Below are 14,398 nucleotides of genomic sequence, written 5' to 3'. Positions count from 1 at the left end.
ACATGAGCGGGCACCGGCCGGAGCCCCGGGTGTTCTTCGGCCACCAGTCCGTGGGCCAGAACGTGCTCGACGGCGTACGCCGCCTGGCGGGGCGGGGCGAACCGGTGCCGGTCGTCGAGGACGCCCTCATCGGCGCGAACGAGCAGCCGCTGCTGAAGATCGAGGACTTCGACGCCAGGGTGCGCGGCGGCCTCGGCGACCGGGTCGACGTGGCGATGATGAAGCTCTGCTACATCGACGTCACCGCCCGGACCGACGTCGAGGCGCTGTTCGGCACCTACCGGGCCACCCTGGCGGCCCTGGAGCGGGACTACCCCGAGGTCACCTTCGTGCACGTGACCGTGCCGCTCACGACGGAGCGCGGCGGTCTGTCGAGGCTCAGGGCGAGGCTCACCGGCAACGACCGCTACGGTCCGGACGAGAACGCCGCCCGCGAGCGGCTGAACGCCCTGATCCGCGACGCGTACGCCGGGGGGCACGTCTTCGACCTCGCCGCGGCCGAGTCGACCAGGCCCGACGGCAGCCGGGTGACCGGCCGGCACGGCGGAGCGGACTACTTCGCCCTCCACGACGGCTACGCGTCCGACCTCGGGCACCTCAACGACGCCGGTGCCGAGGTCGCGGCCGCGGCCTGGCTCCGAGCCGTAGCCCGAGCCGCCTCGACCGCGCCCGGCGGGGAGCGCTAGCCCGTGGGCGCCACCGAGACCGACATCGGGACCGACATCGTGTCCGTGGCCCGGATCGCGGCGCTGGTGGAGGCGCGCGGCGCGGCGTTCCTCGACCGCTGGTTCACCCCGCTGGAGGTCGACTACTGCACCCGGATGGCCGAGCCCAGCCGGCACTTCGCCGCCCGGATGGCGGCCAAGGAGGCGGTCTCGAAGGCGCTGCCGGTGTCCTGGGAGGGACCGTTGCCGTGGCGGTCGATCGAGATCGTGAACGGCCCTGACGGCACCCCGTCGGTGACCCTGTCCGGTGCGCTGCGGCTGGCTGCCGAGGGGGCCGGCGTGCGCTCGGTCAAGGTCTCCCTGTCGCACTGCGACGAGTACGCCACCGCCGTCGCGCTCGCGACCTGGTCGGACGGCGGCGCCTCGTGAGCGGTGACCTGGAGCCCGGCCTGGTCGCGCAGGTCCTCCGCGAGGCCGAGGAGCTGCGCGACCCGGGCGCCGACCCGGACCTGGAGGCGGTCAAGACCGCCATCCTGCTCGAGGACGCCCTCGGCATCGTGCTGACCGACGACGACATCACGGCCGACGTCCTGGGCGACCCGGACTCCGTGGCCGACCTCGTCGAGCGGCGGGGCCACGCCTGATGTGCGGCATCTGCGGCATCGTGTCGACCGGCGCGCCGCCGGACCTGGACCTCCTGCGCCGGATGATGGGCCGGCTCGGCCACCGCGGCCCCGACGGCAACGGCTACTACCGGGACCGGCGGGCGGCACTCGGTCACAACCGCCTCGCCATCATCGACACCGCGGGCGGAGCCCAGCCGCTGTGCAACGAGGACGAGACGCTGTGGGTCACCTTCAACGGCGAGATCTTCAACTACGTCGAGCTGCGTGACGAGCTGCGCGGGCACGGGCACCGGTTCCGCACCGCCAGCGACACCGAGGTGATCGTGCACGCCTGGGAGCAGTGGGGCGAGGGCTGCTTCTCCCGCTTCAACGGGCAGTGGGCGCTCGCCCTGTGGGACAGCCGCGAGGAGCGACTGGTCCTGTCCCGGGACCGGCTGGGGGTGCGGCCGCTCTACTACCGGCGGACGCCCGGCGGGCTGGCGTTCGCCTCCGAGGTGAAGGCGCTGTTCGCCGACCCGACCGCCCAGCGGGCCCTGGACCCCACGGGGCTGGACGAGACCCTCACGTACTGGTCCACGGTCGCCCCCCGGACGGTGTTCCGCGGGATCGAGCAGCTCGAGCCAGGACACGTCGCCGTGCTCGACCGCGACGGGCTGCGCACCTCGGCGTACTGGAGCATCTCGTTCCCCGAGCGCGGCCGGGAGCCCGTCCAGGACGCCCGCGCCAACGCCGAGGCGCTGCGCGAACGGCTGGTCGAGGCGACCAGGCTGCGGTTCCTGCGCAGCGACGTCCCGGTGGGCGCCTACCTGTCGGGCGGGCTGGACTCGTCGATCACGGCGGCGGTCATCTCGCAGTACACCGACGCCCCGCTGCACACGTTCTCGCTCCGGTTCTCCGAGGACGAGCTCGACGAAGGGCGCTTCCAGAAGGAGATGGCGGCGCGGCTCGGGACCGAGCACGAGGACGTGGTCGTCTCGCCCGCCGACATCGCCGAGGTCTTCCCCGAGGTGGTCCGGCACACCGAGACCCCGGTCCTCCGGGCGGCGCCCGCACCGCTGTTCCTGCTCTCCAGGCTGGTGCGCGACAACGGCTACAAGGTCGTGGTGACCGGCGAGGGGGCCGACGAGGTCCTGGCCGGCTACGACATCTTCCGCGAGGCGCGGGTGCGGATGTTCTGGGCGCGCGACCCCGAGTCGGCGAAGCGTTCCCGGGCGGCGGAGCTCCTCTACCCGTGGATGGCCCGTTCCCCGGGTCGGATGCCCGCCTTCGCGCGGACGTTCTTCGGCCGCAACCTCGACCTGGCGGACCCCGCGCTGTCACACCGGCCGCGCTGGGACTCGACCTCGACGGTCAAGGGGATCCTGTCCGCGGACCTGCGTGCCGAGATCGAGCGCGGCGACCCGCCCGACGTGGCGGCGTCCCTGCCGGCCGGCAGCGAGGACTGGGACCCGCTGAGCCGGGCGCAGTGGCTCGAGATGAAGACGCTGCTGGCCGGCTACATCCTCAGCTCGCAGGGAGACCGGATGCTGATGGCCAACTCGGTGGAGGGCAGGTTCCCGTTCCTCGACCGGGACGTGGTCGACCTCGCCAACACGCTCCCGGCGCGGCACAAGCTGTTCGGGATGGAGGAGAAGTACGTGCTCAAGCAGGCGTTCGGCGACCTGGTGCCGCCCGACATCCTCCGCCGGCCCAAGCAGCCCTACCGGGCCCCGGACGCGGCGAGCTTCTTCACCCCGGGCCGTCCCGACTGGGTCGACGAGCTGACCTCGCGGCGCGCGATCGAGGCGGCGGGCGTCTTCGAGCCGGCCCTGGTCGCGGGACTGATGGCCAAAGGCGACCGGACCCGGGGCGAGAACATGAGCAACACCGACAACATGCGCGTCCTGGCCGTCGTCTCCACCCAGCTCGTCCACGACAGCTTCGTCGACGACCACCACGACTGGGCGGCCGCGGAGCGCGCGCTGCCACCACCCGAGGTCGCCGTCGACCTCGTCACCCACGACAGGAGCACTCGATGAGCAGCTCGGCAACTCCCTTCAGCGCAGCAAACCTCGAGATAGACGCCGAGGCCGAGACCGCGCGGATCAGCGAGATGCTCACCGCCTACCTCGCGGACTCCAAGCGGAAGGGCGTCGTCGTCGCCGTCTCCGGCGGGATCGACTCGAGCGTGGTCGCGGCGCTGTGCGTGGCCGCCCTCGGGCCGCAGCGGGTGTTCGGTCTGCACATGCCCGAGCGGGAGTCGTCCTCCGACACCCTGACGCTGAGCCGACAGCTCACCGACTCGCTCGGGATCGACTCGACCCTCGAGGAGATCTCGCCGGTCCTCGAGGCCGCCGGCTGCTACCAGCGCCGGGACGACGCCATCCGGATGGTGGTCCCGGAGTACGGGCCGGGGTTCCTGTCCAAGATCGTCCTGCCCAGCGTCGTCGACTCCGACAGCTTCCGCCTCTACTCCGTGGTGGTGCAGGCGCCGGACGGCACCGAGACCAAGCACCGGCTGACCCACGACGCCTACCTGGGCATCGTGGCCGCCACGAACTTCAAGCAGCGGGTGCGGAAGATGCTCGAGTACTACCACGCCGACCGGCTCAACTACGTCGTGTCCGGCACGCCCAACCGGCTGGAGTACGACCAGGGGTTCTTCGTCAAGCTCGGCGACGGCTCGGCCGACGTCAAGCCGATCGCGCACCTCTACAAGTCGCAGGTCTACGCCCTGGCCGAGCACCTCGGCGTCCCGGCCGAGATCCGCTCCCGCCCGTCGACGACCGACACCTACTCGCTGCCGCAGTCGCAGGAGGAGTTCTACTTCTCCCTGCCCTACGAGCGGATGGACCTGTGCCTCTACGGCAAGAACCACGACGTCCCGATCGAGGAGGTGGCCGCCGCCACCGACCTGACCGTGGAGCAGGTCCAGCGGGTCTACCGCGACATCGACCAGAAGCGCAGCACGACCGCCTACCTGCACCGCGAGCCGCAGCTCGTGGCGGACGTGCCCGAGGTCGGCTGACCTCAGCCCCTACTTGTTGACGGTGCTCATGTCGCCGTACCGGTCGCCGACGACGGCGTCCCGCGGGACCGCGTCCTCGAGCGCCTTGAGGTCGGCGTCGGAGAGGGTGACGTCGGCGGCTCCGACGTTCTCCTCGAGGTAGGGGATGCGCTTGGTGCCGGGGATCGGCACCACGTCGTCGCCCTGGGCCAGCACCCAGGCCAGCGCGAGCTGCCCGGGCGTGCACCCCTTGGCCTCGGCGAGCTCGCGGACCTTGGCGACCAGCTGCAGGTTGGCGTCGAGCGCGTCGCCCTCGAAGCGCGGGAAGCGTCCGGTCGCCCGGGAGTCGCCGGCCTCGAGCGTGTCGGCCGAGACGGCGCCGGTGAGGATGCCTCGCCCGAGGGGCGAGTAGGGGACCAGCCCGATGCCCAGCTCACGCACCGTTGGGACGACGTCGTCCTCCAGGTCGCGGGTGAACAGCGACCACTCGCTCTGCAGCGCGGTGATCGGGTGGACCGCGTGGGCGCGGCGGATCGTGTCGGCCGCGGCCTCGGACAGCCCGAGGTGGCGGACCTTGCCGGCGTCGACCAGCTCCTTCATCGCCCCGACGGTCTCCTCGATCGGCACCGACGTGTCGACCCGGTGCTGGTAGTAGAGGTCGATGTGGTCCACGCCCAAGCGGGCGAGCGAGGCGTCGCAGGCGGATCGGACGTAGTCGGGACTGCCGTTGATCCCGACCCAGCTGCCGTCGGGGTTGCGCTCGTTGCCGAACTTGGTGGCCAGCTGGACCTCGTCGCGCCGGCCGGCGATCGCCTTGCCGACGAGCTGCTCGTTGGTGAACGGCCCGTACATGTCCGCGGTGTCGAGGAAGGTCACGCCCAGGTCGAGGGCGCGCCGGATCGTCGCGATGCCGGTCGCCTCGTCGCCGGTCCCGTAGAACTCGGACATGCCCATGCAGCCGAGGCCGAGGATGGAGACGTCGAGGGCCGACGTGGTGCCGAGAGTGCGTCGTTGGAGGGTCATGCCGACCACTGAACGCCTTGGAGTGCGCTCCAGGTCAAGCCGTGGACCGCAGTGGTCGTTCGAGCCGGTCCTCGTAGAGCCCGATCTTGTAGTCGATAGCGCCGAGGTGGTCCTGGACCTCGGCCAGGCGCGCCAGGACGACCTGGCGGTGCGCGCGCAGCAGGTCGAGGCGCTCGGCCTCGTTGCCGTCACCGGCCCGGCAGAGCTCGGTGTAGCGGCGTACGTCGCGGATCGGCATCCCGGTGGACCGCAGCTTGGTGATGAGCCTGATCCAGGTCAGGTCGCTCTCGGCGTAGTGCCGGTGGCCGGACGCCGCGCGGGGGATCGGGCGCAGCATCAGCCCACCGCGCTCGTAGTAGCGAAGCGTGTCCGCGGTCAGGCCGGTCTCGGCCGCGGCCTCGGCGATGGTCAGTCCGGTGCGGTCCATCCGCCCAGTGTCAGGCCTGGAGTGGGCTCCAGGTCAAGACGAGGACCGCTGCTTCCTGACATCGGGAATTACTTAGCATAGGTAATGAGTTAGGCTAACGATATGCCTACCGTCCAACGCGCTGCCCGCACCGACGCCGGCCTGGCCGCCGAGCTGCGGCTGTCGGTCATGCGCCTGCGCCGTCGGCTCGCCAACGAGCGGGAGCCGGGCAACGAGCTGAGCATCGCCTCGATGAGCGTGCTCGGCTACCTGTTCCGGCACGGGGACCTCACGGTCGGCGAGCTGGCCGGCCTCGAGCGGGTGCAGCCGCCGAGCATGACCCGGCACATCAACGCCCTCGAGGAGGGCGGCTACGTCGCGCGCAAGGCGCATGCGACCGACGGCCGGGTCGTGGTGGTCGAGCTGACCGACCGCGGCCGCGAGCGGGTGCTGGCCGACCGCCGCCGCCGCGACGAGTGGCTGTCCCGGCAGCTGCGCGACCTCACCGCGGAGGAGCGCGACGTGCTCCGCGCCGCGGCGCCCCTGCTCCAACGACTCGCCGAGGAGGCCTGAGCCAAACCGTATGTCACAGATGTTCCGCACCCTCGAGCGCAACCACAACTTCCGCCTCTACTTCGCCGGGAGCGTCGTCTCCAACACCGGCACCTGGATGCAGCGGGTCGCCCAGGACTGGCTGGTCCTGAGCCTCCCGGGGACCGGCGGCACGGAGCTCGGCATCACGACCGGGCTGCAGTTCCTGCCGATCCTGCTGCTCTCGCCGTACGCCGGCGTGATCGCCGACCGGTTCCCCAAGCGGGCGCTGCTCCAGCTGACCCAGCTGAGCATGGCGATCTCCTCGCTCATGCTGGGGGCCCTGGCGGTGTCCGGCCACGCCGAGGTGTGGATGGTCTACGTGCTGGCGTTCGTGTTCGGGATCGGCACCGCCTTCGACGGGCCCGCCCGGCAGAGCTTCACCTCCGAGATGGTCGACCGCGACGACCTCACCAACGCGGTCGGGCTCAACGGCGCGGCGTTCAACCTGGCCCGGCTCCTCGGCCCGGCGTCCGCCGGCCTGCTGATCGCGCTGCTGGGCAGCGGCGCCGAGGCGGCCGGCTGGGTGATCGCGCTCAACGGGATCTCCTACTTCGCCGTGATCTGGCAGCTGCGCCGGATGGACGCGTCGCAGCTCCATCCGGCCGACATCCAGCCACGCGCCCCCGGCATGCTCCTCGACGGCGTCCGCTACGTGCGGACGCAGCCGACGATGCTGATGGTGCTGGTCCTCGTGTTCTTCGCCGGCACGTTCGGGATGAACTTCCAGATCACCTCCGCGCTGATGGCGACCCAGGTCTTCGACAAGGGCGCCGGCGAGTTCGGGGTCCTCGGGTCCGCCGTCGCGGTCGGGTCCCTGACCGGCGCCCTGCTCGCGGCCCGGCGTCCGAGGATCCGGCTGCGGCTGCTCCTGTTCGCGGCCACCGGCTTCGGGGTCGCCGAGATCGTCGCGGGGCTGCTGCCGAGCTATCTGACCTTCGCGCTGTTCGCGCCGGTGATCGGCTTCTTCGTGATCACCCTGCTCAACTCCGCCAACGCGACCATGCAGCTGGCCGCCGACCCGGCCTACCGCGGCCGGGTGATGGCCCTCTACATGACCGTCGTGATGGGCGGCACCCCGCTGGGGGCGCCGTTGATCGGGCTGATCGGCGAGGAGCTCGGCGCCCGCTGGACGCTCGTCATCGGTGGGGCGATGGTCCTCGTCGGTGTCGGCCTCGCCGCCCTGGTCTACGACCGGTCGAGCGCGGGGCGGAAGAACTCCTCGGTGACGAACGGCCCGCCGACGAACGCCGACTCGACCTCGTCCTCGGCCCGGGTGGGGATCCTCGACGAGAACGTCTCCGCGTCGTCCTGAGGGTCGTAGCCCAGCGCCCGGCCCGGGGCGAGGTCCCACCAGGCACGGGTGTTGCGTGAGATCCCGTAGAGCACGGCGTAGCCGGGTGCCGGCGCCGTGAGCGCCGCCTCGAACATCCGCACGCAGTCGTCGGGGGACAGCCACGTCGAGAGCTGCCGCACGGTCGTGGGCTCGGGACCGAACGAGCCGATCCGGCAGGAGACGACGTCGAGCCCGTAGCGGTCGGCGTAGAGGCTCATCAGGGCCTCCGCGGCGACCTTGGCGACCCCGTAGAAGGTGTCGGGCCTCGGTCGGTGCTCGACGGTGAGCTCGGTGTCCCGGGGGCGGGGCGTCCGCCCGACCGCGTGGTTGGAGCCGGCGTAGACGAACCGGCGGACGCCGTGGTCGACCATCGCGTCGAGCAGCGCCCCGGTGGTGACGGTGTGCGAGGTGAGCGAGTCCGGTAGCGAGGCCTCGTCCGGGAGTCCCGCCAGGTGGACGACCCCGTCCAGCGGACCGGTTGCGAACACGGCGGCGACGGCGTCGGCGTCCGCGCAGTCACCGGTGTGCCAGGCGAGGTCGATGCCGTCGGGTGCCGGGACCCGGTCGAAGGCGACGACGTCGTGGCCGCGGTCCACGAGGCCCACGGTGACGACCTGCCCGATGCTGCCGGCGGCGCCGGTGACCAGCACCCTCATGGGCGCGGGCCGCCGGAACGGTGGGTGCGGTCAGGTGACGCGGCGGAAGGCATCGATCTCCTGTCCCAGCTCGGTGAAGAGGGCCTGGTTCAGGCGGAACGCTACCTTCACCTCCTCCACGACCCGTCGCTTCTCCTCCGCGTTCGCTCCGAGGGCGTCGAGCCGCGCCCGGTAGGCGTCCTTGTAGGGCTTGGGCTTGCCCACCCCGGCGAAGTCGTAGAACGCCGTCCCGCGGCCGGACAGGCCGAACTCCCGGTCGAGGATGCGCCCGATCGCCTGGCCTCCGGACAGGTCGCCCAGGTAGCGGGTGTAGTGGTGGGCGGCGTAGAGACCGCCCCACGCGCGGGCGTCGAGGATCCGCTCGCAGTACGCCGTCGCGGCGGGGGAGTGGGCCTGCAACGTCGCGCCCGACGCCCAGGCCTCGAGGTCCGAGTCGATCGCGGCCAGCCGGGCGAGGGCGTCGTCGTGGACGGCGGCGACGTAGGGGTCGTCACCCATCAGCCGGGGCACCGACTCCAGGGCGGCGTACACCTGCCGCAGCCGCAGCAGGTAGGTCGCGTAGCCGACCTCGTTGATCCGTCCGGCGAGCAGCTCGGTCATGAACCGGGAACCCTCGGCGGCTTCGTGCTCGGCCTGCGAACCGGTGCGCATGGCGGTCGACAGCGGCACGTCGAGGTGTGAGGCCACGGCGGTCATGGTGCTCCTTGGGGCTGAGGGAGAGGCGGTGAGGCGAGCCTTAGTAAGGCTAGGCTAACCTACTGTCGCTCCCGAACCCGATGGAGGGTCATGAACCGCCTGGTGCTCGCCGCGCTGCTCGTCGTCACGCTGACGACCGGCTGTGGCCTGGAGGGACCCTCCGCCGCGACGCCGGAAGGAGGAGACCCGGATCGGCCGGCCGCGGTCTCGCTGGCGGAGGCGACCCCGCTGGCGGACCCGCGCGACTGGACGGGCCCCTCCACGGCGGTCCTCCCGGACACCCCCGTCGACCCGGTCGCGGTCGGCGACCAGCGGCTCCCGGTGACGGTGACCGACGCCCAGGGCACGAGGGTCACCGTCACCGACACCAGCCGGATCCTCGCCCTGGACGTGCACGGGACCCTGGCTCGCACCGTCTTCGAGCTGGGTCTGGGCCAGCACGTCGTCGGCCGCGACATCTCGACCCAGTTCGCGGAGGCCGCGGACCTGCCCCTGGTCACCCCCGTCGGCCACGACCTGGCGGCCGAGGCCATTCTCGAGCTCGACCCCACGGTGATCCTGACCGACACCTCGCTCGGCCCCTGGGACGTCGTGCTGCAGATGCGGGACGCGGGCATCCCCGTCGTCGTCACCGACTCGCACCGCGGGCTCGACAACCTCGGCTCCCTGACCGAGGAGGTGGCCGCCGCCCTCGGGGTCGAGGAGGCGGGCCGGATGCTGGCCGAGCGGATCGAGACCGAGGTCGCCGAGGTGCGTGCCCAGGTCGAGGCGGTGGCTCCCACCGACCCGGGTGACCGGCTGCGCACCGTCTTCCTCTACGTCCGCGGGCAGTCCGGCGTCTACTACCTCTTCGGGAACGGGTCCGGCGCGGACCAGCTGATCGAGGGCGTCGGCGGCTACGACGTCGCCGAGGAGATCGGCTGGAAGGGCATGCGCCCGGTCACGGACGAGGGCATCGTCGCCGCGGCGCCCGAGCTGGTGCTGCTCATGACCAAGGGCCTCGAGTCGGCGGGCGGCGTCGACGGCCTGCTGGAGCGGCTGCCGGCCCTGGCCACCACGCCCGCGGGACAGAACCGGCGGTTCGTCGACATGGACGACGCCCAGGTCCTCGGGTTCGGCCCGACCACGGCCGCGGTCCTGGACGCCCTGGCCGTGGCCATCTACGCGCCGGAGGCGGTGTCGTGACGCTGGCAGCTCCGGTGGGCGCGCGGGTCACGCCTCGGCTCGGCGTACGCCGGGGACTGGCCCGGGTCGGGCTGCTCGGCGGGCTGGGTGCCGCCCTGGTCGTCGCGGTCGTGGTCGCCGCGGGCCACGGGCAGCTGGACGTGTCACCGGCCGAGGTCGTCGGGTCGGTCCTGCACCGGCTGGGGCTGGACCTCGGACCGCTGCCGAGCCACCCGCAGGGCGAGACGACGCTGTGGCAGGTCCGCTTCCCCCGGGTGGCGATGGCCGCGCTGGCCGGTGCCGCGCTCGCGGCCGCGGGGGCCCTGATGCAGGGCGTCTTCGGCAACCCGCTCGCCGAGCCGGGCGTCGTGGGCGTCTCGTCGGGTGCGGCGCTGGCCGCGGCCACCGTGATCGTGACCGGCTGGACCTTCGCGGGCACCTGGACCATCGCCCTCGCCGCCTTCGTCGGGGGCCTGCTGACCACGTTGCTCGTCTACACCACCGCCCGGGACGGTGGTCGCACCGAGGTGGTCACGCTGGTCCTCACGGGCGTCGCCCTCAACGCCATGACCAGCGCCGGGCTCGCGTTCCTCATGTTCGTCGGTGACCAGCAGGCCCGCGAGGAGATCGTCTTCTGGACCCTGGGCAGCCTCAACGGCTCGCGCTGGGCGTACGTCGCGGTCAGCGGTCCGATCGCCGCGGTCGGTCTGGTCGCGGCGCTGCTCATGGCGCGCCAGCTCGACCTGCTCGCGCTCGGGGACCGCGCCGCCCGGCACGTCGGCGTGGACGTCGAGCGGCTGCGGCTTCGGGTCATCGTCGTGGTCGCGCTGCTCACCGCGGCGGCGGTGTCCTTCTGCGGCATCATCGCGTTCGTCGGCCTGGTCGTGCCGCACCTGGTCCGGCTGGTCGCCGGTCCAGGGCACCGGCTCCTGGTCCCGGCCAGTGCGCTGGGCGGTGCGGTGCTGCTCGTGCTGGCCGACCTGTGGGCGCGCACCGCGGTCGACTACGCGGACCTGCCGCTCGGCATGCTCACCGCCCTGGTCGGCGGCCCGTTCTTCTTCTGGCTCATCCGCCGGGCCCGGCGCACCGCCGGAGGCTGGGCATGAGCGTCCTCAGCGCGGCCTCGGTCTCGGTCCACCTCGGCGGTGCGCCGGTTCTGCGCGGGGTCGACCTCGAGATCTCCGGCGGCGAGCTCGTCGCGCTGGTCGGGCCCAACGGCGCCGGCAAGTCGACGCTGCTCGGCGTGCTCGCCGGGGACGTGGAGCCCGACTCCGGCGAGGTCACCCTGGACGGGCACCCGGTCCGGCACCTGGGGGCGGCCGCGCTCGCCCGGCGCCGGGCCGTCCTGCTCCAGCACCAGGGCCTGTCGTTCGGGTTCCGGGTGTCCGAGGTCGTCCGGATGGGCCGGTCGCCGTGGCACCGGACCCCGCAGGCCGAGCGCGACGACGAGGTCGTCGCCTCGGTCATGACCGTGGCCGACGTCGACGCGCTGGCCGACCGGGTCTTCCCGACCCTGTCCGGCGGCGAGCAGGCCCGCACCTCGTTCGCCCGCGTGCTCGCCCAGGAGGCTCCCGTCCTGCTGCTCGACGAGCCGACCGCCGCGCTCGACATCCGGCACCAGGAGGCCGTCCTCGGTGTCGCCCGGGCCACGGCCAGGGCCGGGTCGGCGGTCGTCGTCGTGCTGCACGACCTGTCCCTCGCGGCGGCGTACGCCGACCGCGTCTGCCTGCTGGACGCGGGCCGGGTCGCGGCCGACGGGACGCCCGACGACGTGCTCACCGCGCAGCGGCTGGGCGCGGTCTACGAGCACCCGATCTCGGTGACCCGGGTCGACGGCTCGCTGGTCGTCGTCCCGGTCCGGGCCCGCGCGGGTGCGGGTGAGAAGGAGGACGCATGCGTGCCCTGAGCCGGACCCTCGCGCTCGTCACGACGCTCGCCCTGCTCGGCCTCGCCGGTCCGGCGCACGCGGAGCCGCGGGTGGACGTGGCGAACGACGACGGCGACGCCGCCGTTGACCCGACCTACGTCACCTCGCTCACCCTGCGCGGCAGCGGCTTCCAGTCGATCCACGGCGGCCACGGCGGCATCTACGTCTTCTTCGGCACCGTCCGGGCGGGCTGGCGGCCCAGCCAGGGAGGGCAGACCGGCGTCGACTACTTCTACGTGCCCGACGGGGAGAGCCGCGACAACCAGGGGTTCGCGAAGTTCGTCGCCTTCCAGGGCTCGGACACCGCCGGGTCGGCCAACGGCGGCACCATCTCGGCGGCCGGTGCCTGGTCGACCACCCTGCGCGTCCCCGGCGCGACGTTCGAGGCCTACGACCGCACCGGCGGCTCCCGGACGGTGGACTGCCGCCAGGTCACCTGCGGGGTCATCACGGTCGGCGCGCACGGCGTCGCCAACGCGCGCAACGAGAGCTTCACGCCGGTGCGGGTGGAGGACCTGTACGCCGCCGGCGAGCAGCCGGGGTCGGTCGGCGTCACCCCGGCGGCCGGCTCGGACACCCCCGCCACCGGTGTGACCGGCCCCGAGCCCACGGGCAACGGCAAGAGCAAGGGCGGTGCCGTCGCGGTCACCCCGACCCTGGCCGTCGATCGCGGAGCCGCCCGGGCCGGGCACGTCCTCTCCTTCGCCGCGGCCGGGCTGCCCGCCGGGGCGCAGGTGACCACCGTCCTGGACGACGGCGTTGCTGGCGCGGGGCCGTTCCTGGTCGGCGACGACGGCAGGGTCGCCGGCGTGCTGACACTTCCCGCGGACCTCGATGCCGGGACCCACGAGCTGCGGCTGTTCGGGGTCGAGGGTGCCCCGACCGTGAGCTTCGGGGTCGCCGCGGGCGTCGAGGTGACGGCCGCGACGCCCGCACCCGTCGGCGAGTCGAACGACCGGTCGGCGCAGCTCTTCGTGGCGGCGGCGGGGGTGCTGCTGCTGCTCGCCCTGGGGCGGCTGCTGCTGGCCCGGCGCAGGGGGCGTCATGACTGACCGGCTCCGGCTCGTGCTCCTCACTCTGCTCGCGGCGGCCCTCGGCGTGGTCATGGTCGCCGGGGCGGCCGCCGCGGACGACGGCCCGGGCGAGACGCCGACCGAGACGCCGACGGAGACACCGACGCCGACGGAGACACCGACGGAGACACCGACACCGACGGAGACACCGACGGAGACACCGACACCGACGGAGACGCCGACGGAGACGCCGACCGCGGCACCCACGGACGGCGGGGTGACCGTCGCCGACGCGGTGCTGCGCTGGGGCGTCAACAACGAGTCCAACAACAAGGCGTTCGCCCCACGCACCTTCAACTTCTTCTCCGCCGGCCTGCTGCCCGACCCCGGCAGGGGCGGGGTGACCATCACGCAGGCGCAGTGGCAGGCCGCCGCGGGGAACACCCGGGTCGAGAAGTGGGACGGGTCGGCCTGGCGGCCGGCGACGTGGGCCGGGCTCGGCAACGACAGCTCGGGCGCACCGCTCACCTCGCCGACGGAGGGCCGGTTCAGCAACCACACGTTCGTGATGAGCGGTGGCACGGGCAGTGTCGATGTCGACGCCGGCACCGCTCACGTCGCGTGGGACGCCGACGTCACCGTCCTCTACTACTCCGGCATGTCGTTCTTCCACGTCTCCGACCCGGTCCTCGACGTGGCAGCCGGCCGCGGCACCGTGACCGCGGTCCTGCACGGCTACCGGTCCTCGCAGAGCGACCAGGGTGTCTGGGAGGAGGTCCCGGCCCGGCGGGTCGTGGTCGCCGACCTGCCCAGCGTCGACCTGGGCGACGTCTCCGGCTTGGTGTCCACCCCGGCCTACGCCGGGGTGCTGGTGAGCGGGGTGCCGCAGGTGACGTCCGGGGCCGCGGCCGGCTCGTTCCCGCAGTCGTTCGTGGACTATCTCGGTGAGCTGGGAGCGGCGGCGTTCTGGTACTCGAGCGGTGCCGTCACCGACCCCTTCAAGCTCGCCCTCCCGCTGTCGGTCTCCTACGACGCCGCCGCGCCCGTCAGGGCGCCGGAGCCGTCGGGCGAGCCCCCCGTCGAGGAGCCGACGGGGGTGGCGGAACCGACCGCCGTGCCGCCCCCGACCCGCCGACCGATGCCGGTCGGCCAGGCGGTGCCGGTGCAGGCACCTCGACAGGCCGCCGCCCCGCAGGCACGGGCACCAGTCCCAGCCGACGTCGCGCTGCTGGCCCGGCCGGCCACCGACGTACGCCTGACCTCCTCCGCGGACGTCCCCGCCCCGGCAGCGGCGAGCGCGGGCCTGTGG

General features: G+C 72.9%; 15 protein-coding genes and 1 pseudogene. 12 read left to right on the top strand and 4 right to left on the bottom strand.

Annotated features, from left to right (window positions below; all coding sequences use genetic code 11):
• The first annotated feature begins 2 nt into the window (after positions 1 to 2).
• Genes JHD21_RS00360 through nadE form a run of 5 tightly spaced genes read left to right on the top strand, consistent with a single transcriptional unit; the run spans position 3 to position 4,298 of the window.
• Complete coding sequence (locus tag JHD21_RS00360; RefSeq protein WP_292670742.1) at positions 3 to 686, top strand: hypothetical protein; 684 nt, start codon at positions 3 to 5, stop codon at positions 684 to 686.
• A gap of 3 nt (positions 687 to 689) precedes the next feature.
• Complete coding sequence (gene acpS / locus JHD21_RS00355) at positions 690 to 1,094, top strand: holo-ACP synthase (protein ID WP_292670741.1); 405 nt, start codon at positions 690 to 692, stop codon at positions 1,092 to 1,094.
• Positions 1,091 to 1,309 (top strand): hypothetical protein, encoded by a 219-nt coding sequence (locus JHD21_RS00350; protein ID WP_292670739.1) that lies wholly within the window; start codon positions 1,091 to 1,093, stop codon positions 1,307 to 1,309. Before acpS ends, JHD21_RS00350 begins: the two co-directional genes overlap by 4 nt.
• Positions 1,309 to 3,309 carry an asparagine synthase (glutamine-hydrolyzing) gene (gene asnB / locus JHD21_RS00345; protein WP_292670737.1) on the top strand — a complete coding sequence of 667 codons (2,001 nt, stop codon included), beginning with the start codon at positions 1,309 to 1,311 and terminating at the stop codon, positions 3,307 to 3,309. The genes JHD21_RS00350 and asnB overlap by 1 nt, the downstream gene beginning before the upstream one ends.
• Positions 3,306 to 4,298 (top strand): NAD(+) synthase, encoded by a 993-nt coding sequence (nadE, locus tag JHD21_RS00340; RefSeq protein WP_292670735.1) that lies wholly within the window; start codon positions 3,306 to 3,308, stop codon positions 4,296 to 4,298. Before asnB ends, nadE begins: the two co-directional genes overlap by 4 nt.
• Positions 4,299 to 4,307: 9 nt before the next feature.
• On the opposite strand, the gene JHD21_RS00335 is transcribed toward nadE, so the two are convergent.
• Together JHD21_RS00335 and JHD21_RS00330 are read right to left on the bottom strand one after the other, a co-directional pair.
• Positions 4,308 to 5,300, bottom strand: coding sequence for an aldo/keto reductase (locus JHD21_RS00335; protein WP_292670733.1), 993 nt, complete (start codon positions 5,298 to 5,300; stop codon positions 4,308 to 4,310).
• 34 nt (positions 5,301 to 5,334) lie between these two features.
• A complete protein-coding gene (locus JHD21_RS00330) occupies positions 5,335 to 5,727 on the bottom strand; it encodes a MerR family transcriptional regulator (protein ID WP_292670731.1) in 393 nt (130 codons plus the stop codon).
• Between the two features lie 102 nt (positions 5,728 to 5,829).
• Here JHD21_RS00330 and JHD21_RS00325 point away from each other — a divergent pair, with 102 nt between their 5' ends.
• Positions 5,830 to 6,279 (top strand): MarR family transcriptional regulator, encoded by a 450-nt coding sequence (locus JHD21_RS00325; protein ID WP_292670729.1) that lies wholly within the window; start codon positions 5,830 to 5,832, stop codon positions 6,277 to 6,279.
• A gap of 10 nt (positions 6,280 to 6,289) precedes the next feature.
• Positions 6,290 to 7,612, top strand: coding sequence for an MFS transporter (locus JHD21_RS00320; RefSeq protein ID WP_292670727.1), 1,323 nt, complete (start codon positions 6,290 to 6,292; stop codon positions 7,610 to 7,612).
• 173 nt (positions 7,613 to 7,785) lie between these two features.
• On the opposite strand, the pseudogene JHD21_RS00315 reads toward JHD21_RS00320, so the two are convergent.
• Together JHD21_RS00315 and JHD21_RS00310 are read right to left on the bottom strand one after the other, a co-directional pair.
• Positions 7,786 to 8,289 (bottom strand): annotated as a pseudogene (locus JHD21_RS00315) (NAD(P)-dependent oxidoreductase); the annotation flags it as partial.
• A 30-nt stretch (positions 8,290 to 8,319) separates the two neighbouring features.
• Positions 8,320 to 8,976: a biliverdin-producing heme oxygenase gene (locus JHD21_RS00310; protein WP_292670724.1), complete on the bottom strand. Its 657-nt coding sequence runs from the start codon at positions 8,974 to 8,976 to the stop codon at positions 8,320 to 8,322.
• A gap of 99 nt (positions 8,977 to 9,075) precedes the next feature.
• Here JHD21_RS00310 and JHD21_RS00305 point away from each other — a divergent pair, with 99 nt between their 5' ends.
• From JHD21_RS00305 to JHD21_RS00285, 5 genes are all read left to right on the top strand, one after another.
• The gene (locus JHD21_RS00305) at positions 9,076 to 10,170 is read left to right on the top strand and encodes an ABC transporter substrate-binding protein (protein ID WP_292670722.1); all 1,095 of its coding nucleotides are present in this window, start codon (positions 9,076 to 9,078) and stop codon (positions 10,168 to 10,170) included.
• Entirely contained in the window at positions 10,167 to 11,255 is a 1,089-nt protein-coding gene (locus JHD21_RS00300; RefSeq protein ID WP_292670720.1) for an iron ABC transporter permease, read from the top strand. The genes JHD21_RS00305 and JHD21_RS00300 overlap by 4 nt, the downstream gene beginning before the upstream one ends.
• Positions 11,252 to 12,055, top strand: coding sequence for a heme ABC transporter ATP-binding protein (locus JHD21_RS00295; RefSeq protein ID WP_292670718.1), 804 nt, complete (start codon positions 11,252 to 11,254; stop codon positions 12,053 to 12,055). The genes JHD21_RS00300 and JHD21_RS00295 overlap by 4 nt, the downstream gene beginning before the upstream one ends.
• A complete protein-coding gene (locus JHD21_RS00290; protein ID WP_292670716.1) occupies positions 12,043 to 13,128 on the top strand; it encodes a hypothetical protein in 1,086 nt (361 codons plus the stop codon). Before JHD21_RS00295 ends, JHD21_RS00290 begins: the two co-directional genes overlap by 13 nt.
• The coding region (locus JHD21_RS00285) for a hypothetical protein (RefSeq protein ID WP_292670714.1) at positions 13,121 to 14,398 on the top strand (1,278 nt) is incomplete at its 3' end. The genes JHD21_RS00290 and JHD21_RS00285, both read left to right, overlap by 8 nt.

Origin of the sequence: Nocardioides sp. (assembly GCF_016462705.1) — a bacterium.
Taxonomy (GTDB): Bacteria; Actinomycetota; Actinomycetes; order Propionibacteriales; family Nocardioidaceae; genus Nocardioides.
Note: the sequence above shows the minus strand (reverse complement) of the source record. Positions and strands in the feature narration are given on the sequence as shown.